Origin of the sequence: Mesorhizobium sp. M7A.F.Ca.CA.001.08.2.1 (assembly GCF_003998455.1) — a bacterium.
In the GTDB taxonomy this organism is placed as follows: domain Bacteria; phylum Pseudomonadota; class Alphaproteobacteria; order Rhizobiales; family Rhizobiaceae; genus Mesorhizobium; species Mesorhizobium ciceri.
Map to the genome: position 1 here is coordinate 1 of NZ_RZPW01000140.1, position 10,263 is coordinate 10,263.

Below are 10,263 nucleotides of genomic sequence, written 5' to 3' on the forward strand. Positions count from 1 at the left end.
ATGGGCACCAATGCCGTCGGCGCCATGGTCGTTGCCGGACCGGAGGGGTTCGTGAAGAACCAGTACCGGAAATTCAACATCCGCTCGACCGAGATCACGCCTGGCGACGATTTCGGCATGATGCGCGAGGTGATGGAACGGCGGTTTTCGCGGTTGCTCAAGGAGCATGGCGATGTCCCGGCTGGGGATGCAGCCGACGGTTCGGCAGACGATATGGAGGACGATATCTCCGGCAGCTTCCCGGCCTGGCCCGATGTCATCCTGATCGACGGTGGCCAGGGCCAGATGACCGCAGTGCGCAAGATCCTTTCGGATCTCGGCATCGAGGACCGCGTGGTTGCCATCGGCATCGCCAAGGGCCAGGACCGCGATGCCGGCCGCGAGCGGTTCTTCGTCAAAGGCAGGGACTCGTTTTCGCTACCGGTCCGCGACCCCGTGCTCTATTTCGTCCAGCGGCTGCGCGATGAGGTTCACCGTTTCGCGATCGGCTCGCATCGGGCTCGCCGCAAGAAGGAAATGGTCAAGAGCCCACTTGATGAGATCAGCGGCATCGGTCCCGGCCGCAAGCGGGCATTGCTGCTGGCATTCGGCACCGCCAAGGCGGTCAGCCGCGCGGCCATCGAGGATCTGCGGAAAGTCGACGGGATTTCCGAGCAGGTGGCGAAACTGGTCTACAATCACTTCCACGAGAGTTGAAAAATCTGGCACTTTCATCTGGCCTGTCGAATCTGGCCTGTTGACCCCCCACATTCGCTTCTGATTTGAGTAGGCAGGCAGAAAGAGTTTCCCGGATATGGCCAAGCGCGCGTTCAACCTGCCCAACATGCTCACCTACGCCCGCATCGTCGCGGTGCCGATGGTGGTGCTGTGCTTTTTTCTCGAAGGACATCTGAAGTCGAGCGACTTTGCCCGGTGGTCGGCGCTGATCATCTTCCTGCTCGCCTCGATCACCGATTATCTGGATGGCTATCTGGCGCGCGCCTGGCAACAGACCTCCAACATCGGCAAGATGCTCGACCCGATCGCTGACAAGCTGCTGGTCGCCACCTGCCTGCTGCTGCTGGCTGCGGACACCGATCGCCATGCGGGCATTGCCGGCTGGTCGTTGTGGGCGGCGATCATCATCCTGTGCCGCGAAATCCTCGTCTCGGGCCTGCGCGAATATCTGGCGGCGCTGAAAGTCTCGGTGCCGGTGACGCAGCTGGCAAAATGGAAGACCGCCATCCAGATGGTCGCCATAGCGTTCCTCTTGGCCGGACCGGCCGGCGACAAGATCTTTCCGCTGACCACCCAGACCGGGCTGGTGCTGCTGTGGATCGCGGCGTTGGTCACACTCTACACCGGCTACGACTATTTCCGCGCCGGCCTCAAGCACATCATGGACGAGTGAGATGACGACCCGGCTCATCTATTTTGCCTGGGTGCGCGAGCGCATCGGCATGCCCGAGGAAGACGTCGACTTGCCGGCTGGCATCGAGACGGTCGCCGATCTCCTGCGCTGGCTGAAATCGCGCGGCGAGGGCTACGAGCACGCGCTGCAATATCCTGACGTCATCCGTGTCGCTATCAACCAGGAGCATGTCGAGCACCGCGAGAAGATCGCGGGCGCCCGCGAAATCGCGCTGTTCCCGCCGATGACCGGGGGCTGACATGGCCGGCGCGGTCTTACCTGTCGTGCGCATTCAGCGCCAAGATTTTGACGTCGCGGCCGAAATCGCCAGACTGACGCAAGGCCGCGCCGATATCGGCGCCGTGGTGAGCTTCTCAGGCCTTTGCCGCGACGAGCAGGGCGCGCTCTCAGCGCTCGAGCTCGAACACTATCCCGGTATGGCCGAAGCAGAAATCGCCCGCATCGCTGCTGAAGCGGTCGAGCGTTGGCCGTTGCAGGGGCTCACCGCCATCCACCGCCACGGGAAGATCGCGCCCGGCGAGAACATCGTGCTGGTGGTGGCAGCCTCCGCGCACCGCCATGCGGCGTTCGAGGCGGCGAATTTTCTCATGGACTATCTCAAATCGCGCGCGCCCTTCTGGAAGAAGGAGCATCGGGCTGACGGCTCGGAGGGTGGCTGGGTTGAGGCCAAGGAAGCCGATGCAACGGCCGCGCAACGCTGGAAAGCGTCCGAATAAGATCCGCCGCAGCCATGCATTGACCGCAATCCTTTGGCCAATTGGCGGAATTGGTCAGCCTGGGCATTGGCAACCCGTGGCATTGGCAGCCCAGGGCATTGGCAGCCCGGGGTGAGGGAGATGGTCATGCTGGACAGGATCGCGGAGTTCTTCATCTTCGGTTTCGTGCCTCTGGTCGTCGGCATATTGGCCGTTCCTGAGCAGTCTGTTGCCGCCGAAAAGGCAGTGAGAGGCGAAGTGATCTATCGCGAGCGCATTGCCTTGCCGCCCAGTGCCGTGCTCTCTGTGCAACTTGCCGATGTGTCGCTGGCCGATGCGCCGGCCACCATTATCGGCGAGCAGAAAGTGAAGCCGACCGGCCAGGTGCCGATCAGCTTCGAGATCAAATTCGACCCTTCCGTCATCCGGTCGCAGATGACTTACGCGTTGCAAGCCCGCATCACCGTCGACGACAAGCTCCTGTTCATCTCCGATATGCGCCATCAGGTCGATCCGCTGACCGACGTGCCGCAGACCATCATGCTGAAGATGGTCGCCCCAAACGCCGAGCCGACGGTTTCGGTCTTCGACCAGCTCTGGCTGGTCGACTATGTCGACGGCATCGGCGTCATCGCTGCCCCGCAAGCGACATTCAGGGTCAGCGAGGCCGGCAAGGCGGGCGGCAGCGGCCCCTGCAACACCTATTTCGCCACCGCCAAGGTCAATGGGCAAACGATCGTGATCGGAGACATCGGTTCGACCTACAAGGCCTGTGCGCCAGAGGTGATGGCCGAGGAAAAGGCGCTGTTCGATGCGCTGGCCAAGGCGGCGTCATACCGTGTCGAGGCCGGCAAGCTCATCATATCAGGCAAGGATGGCCGCGAGATCCTGCGCTTTAGCGCGGCGAGCTGACCCCCAACGAAAAAGGCCGGCGAAACGCCGGCCTTCTTTTTACGGAATCCAAGGTCTGGATCGTCGGCTCAGCCGACGATCTCGGTGTCCGAGAACCAGTACTTGATCTCTTCTGCCGCGGTCTCCGGTGCGTCGGAGCCGTGCACGGAGTTTTCGCCGATCGACAGCGCATGAACCTTGCGGATGGTGCCTTCGGCGGCGTTGGCCGGGTTCGTGGCGCCCATCACTTCGCGGTTCCTGGCAATGGCGTTCTCGCCTTCCAGCACCTGGACGACGGTCGGTGCCGACGACATGAATTCAACCAATTCGCCGAAGAAAGGACGGTCCTTGTGGACGGCATAGAAGCCTTCCGCTTCGCGGCGGCTCATCCAGACCCGGCGCGAGGCGATGACGCGCAGGCCTGCCTCTTCCAGCATCCTGGTGATGGCGCCGGTGAGATTGCGCCGGGTTGCGTCCGGCTTGATCATGGAAAATGTGCGTTCGAGCGCCATGGGTCGTCCTTGTCTGAGAATGGAATTGAGAGTGGCGGGCTCTATACAAGCCGCCCGGCCCATTGCCAAGGGCCCCCGATCAGACGGCTGCACAGCAACGCTTTGCTTGCTATAGTCGCGTGCCGGCGCCGCGCTGAGGTCGGGCCGTATGGAGACAACATGACCATGACAGACGATCGTCAGGAACGCATTCGCAACCGTGCGCACCAGATCTGGCTGCAAGAGGGCCAGCCGGCTGGACATCATGAGCGCCATTGGCATCAGGCGGCGGCGGATGTCGACCAGGAGGACGCCACGGACAAGTCGGCAGCCAAAAAGCCAACCAAGAAGGCAGCTGGCGCCGCCAAGCCAAAAGCCGCCCCCAAGGAGGCAAAGGCTGCCACGAAGGCCGGCAAGCCAAAGAAGGCGGCCAAGTAAGTTACTGCTTTACGGCGTCAAGCCGCGGCGGCCACCTTTCGCCCCAGCCCGCCATGCAGGTCGAGGCAGCGGGCGAACCACTGCGCCACCACGTCGCCGTCGTTGAGCAATTGGTAGGGCGAGGCTATGCGCGCCCATTGCAAGGCGCCGAAGACGATATAGTCGCCAAACAGCGGCGCCGCGCCGCCGATGAACGGCTGATAGAAGAGCATCGAGCGCAATGGCTCCAGCGAGGCTCTGAAAGTGTCGAGCCCGGCCTCCCTGGCGGCCGTCACCTCCTCCAGCCTCTTGCCAAGACGCTGCTCCCGGCTCTGGCGGAAATAGACGGCGTTTTCCGCGTCCTGCATGGCATGAAGGTCCATGATGGCCGCGGTGGTCACGTAGGGATGAATGGTCACTTGCGACCAGCGTTCGATGAAGCGCGCCATCGCCTCGCCGCCTTCACCGCCAAACAGCGTCGGCCGGTCCGGATAGGCTTCATCGAGATAGAGCGCGATGGCGAAGGAATCCGCGAGGACTGTCTCGCCGTCGCGGATCACCGGAACGGTTTTCGAAACGCCGCCCTCGACAGCGGGCACCTCGAGAAAGCGCGTCGGTACGGTTGATATGTCGAGCCCCTTATGGGCAAGCGCCATCGCCACCTTCCAGCAATGCGGGCTGAACGGACGTGTGCTGTCGCGTCCGACGAGATCATAAAGCAGAATGGTCATTGGCGGCGGCTCCCGTGCGGGTTAGGTAGGCCCCGCATCGACGCGAGCCGAGGGAAGCCATGAGACAGCATTTCATGATGTTTGCGGCCTATAATCAATGGGCCAACGGTCGCATCTATGATGCCGCCGCCGAACTCGATGATGAGGAATTCAACCGCGATGTCGGCGCCTTCTTCGGCTCGATGATGGGCACGCTCAACCACCTTTTGACTGCCGACCGCATCTGGATGAAGCGCTTCACCGGGGAGGGCGACGCGCCGACGACACTGGACGCTATCCTGCATCGGGGGTTGACCGGCCTGCGGGCGGCGCGTGAAGCCGAGGACAGGCGGATCATCGATTGGGTCGGCGGCCTCAATGACAAGGCGTTGACGGGCCGGTTCACCTACATGACCGTCTCGGACATGCGCACCGTCTCGCAAAGGCTGGCGCCGGCGCTGGACCATGTCTTCAACCACCAGACCCACCATCGCGGCCAGGCGCATACGATCTTGACCATCCTGGGACGGCCAAGCCTGGGGTTGGACCTGATGCTTTTCCAGCGGACCGAGGAGGGCAGGGCTTTCGCCTGATCGGTGGCGTTGGCGTAGCCAGTCCGAAGGTTGTGCCGACCATCGCTGCATTTTGTGCTGCAGCATCGTCTTTGCATCAGTAGGCACCGGATGGATTCAGGCAGCCGTCGAAGCCTCGCCCCTGATTTCGTTGTCCAACTGGGACTGGGTCAGGGCCGCTTCCGCCATTACCCACTGCTTGAACAACTGGACCTTGCGTGCGGCAAGGCCTTTCAGCGGAGAGACAAAATACCAGCCAGCCGTGTTCGGATGATGGACGGCGAAGGGAGCCACCAGCCTTTCGGCGCGGATGTCGCTGGCCATATAGGCACGGTTGGCCACCGCAAAGCCCATCCCGGAATTGGCTGCCTCGTAGGACATCATGCACGAGTCGAAATAGATGCTCTTGGTCTCGCTGAGCACGAAGCTGGCGCCGGCGAAACCAAGCCAGGACTGCCAATTCTGGGTGCAGGTGTCGGAATGCAGCAGGGTGAAGTGCTTGAGGTCGTCCGGTGTCACCTTCGACAGCCGCTTGTCGCCGAGGACTTCGTGGAACAGCTTGCGGCTGCACACCGGTGTCAGGTCTTCGCGAAACAGCAGATCGGATTGCAGCCCGTGAAAGTGACCGTCGCCATAACGGATTTCGAGATCGAATTCCGAGGCCGTGAGCTCATGCGTCGCGTAGGAGGTTGAGACCCGCATCACGATATCGGGATATTGCTGCTGGAACAGCGGCAGGCGCGGAAACAGCCAGCGTGCCGCAAAGGTCGGCAGCACCGATATTTTTAGCACATGCTCCTGCGATTGCCCGGTCGCTTCCATGCTGGCGGCGACGATTCGCTCCAGCGCCTCGCGAACGCGCGAGACATAGGTCTCGCCCTCCGGCGTCAACGACACCGCATTGCCGCCGCGCTGGAAAATCTTGAAACGAAGCTGATCCTCCAGGCTTTTCACGCGCTGGCTGACCGCTGAAGCGGTAATAAACTGTTCTTCACCGGCGCGCGTGAAATTACCGTGCCTTGCAGCACTTTCCACGATTTTCAGCGAATTGAGGTTGACCTGACTGAGCAGACGCACGGTTTCGACCTTAAGCTTGGCTTACACTAGCACCAGCATTCCTAATTTTACAGGGGTGGGTGAATTAATCGACTGTTTACCAAGTGTTGCCCCCATCCTGGAGAAGTACAATGAACGCCCATACCATTCCCGAACTGCGTTATGCGATGAGCCGCGAAGCCATTATCGGCCATGAAACCGCCTGGAAAGTGTCGAGTTTCGGTGTCGCGCAATATCTGCACGGCTATGACCCGGCACTGCTTGCCGCGATCGAGGAGGCTGCCCTGAAGCTCAAGGCCAGCCATGCCGTGCACAAGCACCTCGATCTGACCTTCATCACCGGGGCCGACCGTTTCATCCCCGAGATCAGGGAATTGCTGCATGACAAGCTGCGCCTGGAGCGGCTGTCCGACATGATGGGCACCAAGCTGGAGCCCTATCCGCTGTCGATCGTCGGCTCGACGGTCACCTTCATGAATCCCAGGGACGGCGCCGTGGAGTGGCATTGCGATGGCGTTCCGGTCACCGAGCTCATTCCGCTGTCGATCAGCAATCCGCTGGTCGGCGGCCACCTCGAAATCTATTGCGACGACTCCGAAACCGGCCGCGCCATTCTCGAATCCGGCCGCGAGATCCCGCGCAACAGTGTCATGCGCATCGATCACAAGATGAACTACGCGACGCTCGGCCAGTTCCTGGGCGTCCTGCATCGCACCGCGCCGATCCGGTTCGGCGAGCGCGTCACGCTGGTGCTCAACCAGCGCTCGGTGGCCAAACCCTATGTCGACGACAACAGAATGTTCTATCTCGCCGCCGACAATGACCACGACCGTGAGTGGGTCAGCGAACTGGCCGAAGATGTCTGGACCAACCAGCTCCCGGCCTACCGTCGGTTCGAGGCGGAGCATCCCGTGCCCGCCGCCGTCGATGCTCCGGTTCCGGGCGGAGCCAGGGAATCATGGTAGTGAACCATGATCCCGAAAAGTCGGAACCAGTTTTCGGACAGGATCATGGTCGAACAGCAAAATAGAATCCCATGCCGATTGTTTCGGCAGGGATCCGGCTCGATATCCGCGTTGGTCTTCGCTGCCGGTGCGGTGGCGTTGTGGTCCACCAATGCCCTGGTCGGCAAATCCCTGCTGGCCGGCCACCCGGTGTCGCAGGTCCAGTTCCTGCAATTTGCAGGCGCTGCACTCGTCTTCGCCGCCATCCGATTGATGAGCCGGGCCATCCGATTGATGAGCCGGGAAAGAGTAGCACCGGTCACGGCCGGGGCGGCGTTCATCTCTCTCGCGGTCGGCTTCATCGGTCTGGTCGGCACCATGGTGCTGCAATACATCGCCTTCGCTTCGATGCCGGTGATCGAGGCCAATCTGGTCGCCTACACCTGGCCGTTGATGGTCGCGGCGGCAGTCATTGCCTTGGAAAATCCGCGGCGTCCGGCACTGTTGGGTCTCGCCGCGGTGGTAGGCTTCATCGGCGTCGCACTGGTGATTTCGGGAGGGCGCAACCAATCCTGGTTCGAGGGCGATCTGGTCGGATATCTCGCCGCATTCGGGTCGGCGCTGTGCATGGCCTTATATTCGATCATGGTGGGACGGGTCGCCACCCCAGCCGATCGCCTGTTGCTGCCGTCATCGTTGATCGGCGTCGCTTTGACGTTTCTGTGGTGCGCTCGCGACGGTTTCACCTGGCCCATCGGCGCGGACCTGGCTCTCGGCCTTTATCTCGGCGCCGGTCCGATGGGCTTGGGCTACTATTTCTGGTCGCGCGCCTTGAAGCTTGAAGGCAGCGGCAGGGTCGCGGTGGTCGCCTATCTCACGCCGATCGCCTCGACCCTGCTTTTGACCTTGTCCGGCGAACGGCTGACGCTGACGGCCATTGTCGGAGCCATCCTCGTCATCGGCAGTTGTGTCGCGGTCGGTGTGGAACGTTCGGAGGCCGAAAGCCATGTTTGACGAGAATGAGCGTCTGGCCATTCAGGAAGCGCATTGGCTGATCGACGAATTCGGCGCCGAGGCGCCGCTTTACGCCGCGATGAGGGCCGAAAAGGCGATAGAACAAAAGGATTTCGCGCGCTGCGCCCGCTGGAAGCGTATTCTGGAGATATTGGACGAAAGTCCTGCCGCTAAGTCTGCTGGTTCCAAGTATTAGATTTTCTAATTTGCACGGCGTCGATTTCGCATGAATGCTATTTTGGCCGATTCTTCATTCTTTTATGAGACTTGGCGGTCCGTTGGGGGACGCGGTTAAAGAGATACATCGACACAAGTCTTCGCTGGGGTGGAGGATTTTGTCGCAAATAAGGTGAAAGAATTGTCAAATATCGATGATAAGACCGTTATCGAGCTGACGGCCGATATTGTCTCGGCCTATGTAGGCAACAATCCCCTTCCGGCTTCCGGCCTGCCTGAGTTGATTGCCAGCGTCAGTGCTTCGGTTCGCAAGCTCGCTGGTGCAGTTGTCGCGGAAACACCAAACCTGGTTCCGGCAGTCAATCCGAAGAAGTCGGTATTTCCCGACTACATCATCTGCCTTGAGGACGGAAAGAAGTTCAAGTCGCTCAAGCGGCACCTGCGGACCGACTACGGCCTGAGCCCGGACGACTATCGGGCCAAATGGGGCTTGCCGCCGGACTATCCGATGGTTGCGCCGAACTACTCGGCGACGCGATCGGCGCTGGCAAAGTCGACGGGACTTGGCCGCAAGCCGGCAGCAGCGCCGGCCGCTGTCGCCAAGGCAACGAAGCGCAAGGCGACTGCCTGAGAGCAGGCAAGCCACCGTTCGGCTGCTTTGACGGCGCCCTCGCGGGCGTCGTTTCGAGGCCTTGTGCGGCCAACTGGCCCGCAAGGCCTTGCGAAGCGTTGATGTCCGGTGCAAAAGCGCGGCCATGCTGATCATCAACGACCTATCGCTCCGCATGGCCGGACGCCTGCTTCTCGACCATGCCTCGCTGACCTTGCCAGCCGGCACCAAAGCCGGCCTCGTCGGCCGCAACGGTACCGGCAAGACGACGCTGTTCAAGGCCATTACCGGCGATTTCCCGTCCGAGACAGGCTCGATCAGCCTGCCGAAGAGCACCCGCATCGGCCAGGTGGCGCAGGAAGCGCCAGGCACCGAGGATGCGCTGATCGAGATCGTGCTCAAGGCCGATCTCGAACGCACGGCGTTGCTCGAAGAGGAAAAGACGGCGACCGATCCGCACCGCATCGCCGACATCCATATGCGGCTTGCCGACATCGACGCGCACTCAGCCGAATCCCGCGCCGCCACCATTCTCGCCGGCCTCGGCTTTGATGACGCTGCGCAACGGCGTCCGGCCTCCTCCTTTTCCGGCGGCTGGCGCATGCGCGTGGCGCTCGCCGCGGTGCTGTTTGCCGAGCCCGATCTGCTGCTGCTCGACGAGCCGACCAACTATCTCGATCTTGAAGGCACGCTGTGGTTGGAAAACTACGTGTCGAAGTATCCGCACACCGTGCTTTTGATCTCGCACGACCGCGACCTGCTCAACCGCGCCGTCAACTCGATCGTTCACCTCGATCAGAAGAAGCTGACCTTCTGGCGCGGCGGCTACGACCAGTTCGAGCGTCAATACACCGAGCAGAAGGAATTGCAGGAGAAGGGCCGCGTCAAGCAGGAAGCCGCGCGCAAGCACATGGAATCCTTCGTCGAACGGTTCCGCGCCAAGGCCTCCAAGGCGAGACAGGCACAGTCGCGCATCAAGGCACTGGAAAAGATGAAGCCGATCGCGGCCCTCGTGAACGACTCGGTGCGGCCGTTCTCCTTCCCCGAGCCGGTGAAGACGGTGGCCTCGCCGATCGTGGCGCTGAACAACGTCAATGTCGGCTACACCGAGGGGCAGCCGATCCTTAAGAAGATGACGCTGCGCATCGACGCCGACGACCGCATCGCGCTGCTCGGCGCCAACGGCAACGGCAAGTCGACCTTCGCCAAACTGCTGTCCGGCCGGTTGAAGCAGGAGAGCGGCACCATGACGGTGGCGCCCGGGCTGAAGGTGGC

General features: G+C 61.7%; 15 protein-coding genes. 12 read left to right on the plus strand and 3 right to left on the minus strand.

What is annotated here, in order from left to right; genetic code table 11:
- The 5 genes from EN914_RS11155 to EN914_RS11175 all read left to right on the plus strand — a co-directional run.
- Window positions 1-696, plus strand: a 696-nt coding sequence (locus EN914_RS11155; protein WP_245497814.1) for a helix-hairpin-helix domain-containing protein, incomplete at its 5' end; no start/stop codon positions are given.
- Window positions 697-793: 97 nt separating this feature from the next.
- Complete coding sequence (gene pgsA / locus EN914_RS11160; RefSeq protein ID WP_013532480.1) at window positions 794-1,390, plus strand: CDP-diacylglycerol--glycerol-3-phosphate 3-phosphatidyltransferase; 597 nt, start codon at window positions 794-796, stop codon at window positions 1,388-1,390.
- Window position 1,391: 1 nt separating this feature from the next.
- Window positions 1,392-1,649: a molybdopterin converting factor subunit 1 gene (gene moaD / locus EN914_RS11165; RefSeq protein ID WP_013532479.1), complete on the plus strand. Its 258-nt coding sequence runs from the start codon at window positions 1,392-1,394 to the stop codon at window positions 1,647-1,649.
- Window position 1,650: 1 nt separating this feature from the next.
- Complete coding sequence (locus EN914_RS11170; RefSeq protein WP_024504293.1) at window positions 1,651-2,127, plus strand: molybdenum cofactor biosynthesis protein MoaE; 477 nt, start codon at window positions 1,651-1,653, stop codon at window positions 2,125-2,127.
- A gap of 126 nt (window positions 2,128-2,253) precedes the next feature.
- A complete protein-coding gene (locus EN914_RS11175; RefSeq protein WP_013532477.1) occupies window positions 2,254-3,018 on the plus strand; it encodes a YbaY family lipoprotein in 765 nt (254 codons plus the stop codon).
- Between the two features lie 68 nt (window positions 3,019-3,086).
- Here EN914_RS11175 and ndk read toward each other — a convergent pair whose 3' ends face one another.
- On the minus strand, window positions 3,087-3,509 hold the full coding sequence (ndk, locus tag EN914_RS11180) for a nucleoside-diphosphate kinase (protein ID WP_013532476.1): 423 nt from the start codon (window positions 3,507-3,509) through the stop codon (window positions 3,087-3,089).
- Between the two features lie 159 nt (window positions 3,510-3,668).
- Here ndk and EN914_RS11185 point away from each other — a divergent pair, with 159 nt between their 5' ends.
- Window positions 3,669-3,926 (plus strand): DUF2934 domain-containing protein, encoded by a 258-nt coding sequence (locus EN914_RS11185; protein WP_013532475.1) that lies wholly within the window; start codon window positions 3,669-3,671, stop codon window positions 3,924-3,926.
- Between the two features lie 17 nt (window positions 3,927-3,943).
- Here the strand turns inward: EN914_RS11185 and EN914_RS11190 are convergent, their stop codons facing one another.
- On the minus strand, window positions 3,944-4,636 hold the full coding sequence (locus tag EN914_RS11190) for a glutathione S-transferase family protein (protein WP_024504292.1): 693 nt from the start codon (window positions 4,634-4,636) through the stop codon (window positions 3,944-3,946).
- Between the two features lie 59 nt (window positions 4,637-4,695).
- On the opposite strand from EN914_RS11190, the gene EN914_RS11195 reads away from it, so the two are divergent.
- Window positions 4,696-5,208 (plus strand): DinB family protein, encoded by a 513-nt coding sequence (locus EN914_RS11195; RefSeq protein ID WP_013532473.1) that lies wholly within the window; start codon window positions 4,696-4,698, stop codon window positions 5,206-5,208.
- Window positions 5,209-5,304: 96 nt separating this feature from the next.
- Here the strand turns inward: EN914_RS11195 and EN914_RS11200 are convergent, their stop codons facing one another.
- Window positions 5,305-6,264 carry a LysR substrate-binding domain-containing protein gene (locus tag EN914_RS11200; RefSeq protein WP_024504291.1) on the minus strand — a complete coding sequence of 320 codons (960 nt, stop codon included), beginning with the start codon at window positions 6,262-6,264 and terminating at the stop codon, window positions 5,305-5,307.
- Window positions 6,265-6,374: 110 nt separating this feature from the next.
- Between EN914_RS11200 and EN914_RS38295 the strand changes: the two genes are divergently transcribed.
- From EN914_RS38295 to EN914_RS11230, 5 genes are all read left to right on the plus strand, one after another.
- On the plus strand, window positions 6,375-7,208 hold the full coding sequence (locus EN914_RS38295) for a hypothetical protein (RefSeq protein ID WP_024504290.1): 834 nt from the start codon (window positions 6,375-6,377) through the stop codon (window positions 7,206-7,208).
- A 45-nt stretch (window positions 7,209-7,253) separates the two neighbouring features.
- Window positions 7,254-8,201: a DMT family transporter gene (locus tag EN914_RS11215; RefSeq protein WP_024504289.1), complete on the plus strand. Its 948-nt coding sequence runs from the start codon at window positions 7,254-7,256 to the stop codon at window positions 8,199-8,201.
- Window positions 8,194-8,397 (plus strand): hypothetical protein, encoded by a 204-nt coding sequence (locus tag EN914_RS11220; protein WP_024504288.1) that lies wholly within the window; start codon window positions 8,194-8,196, stop codon window positions 8,395-8,397. Before EN914_RS11215 ends, EN914_RS11220 begins: the two co-directional genes overlap by 8 nt.
- A 162-nt stretch (window positions 8,398-8,559) precedes the next feature.
- On the plus strand, window positions 8,560-9,009 hold the full coding sequence (locus tag EN914_RS11225) for a MucR family transcriptional regulator (protein WP_013532467.1): 450 nt from the start codon (window positions 8,560-8,562) through the stop codon (window positions 9,007-9,009).
- A gap of 124 nt (window positions 9,010-9,133) precedes the next feature.
- The coding region (locus EN914_RS11230) for an ABC-F family ATP-binding cassette domain-containing protein (RefSeq protein WP_164778710.1) at window positions 9,134-10,263 on the plus strand (1,130 nt) is incomplete at its 3' end.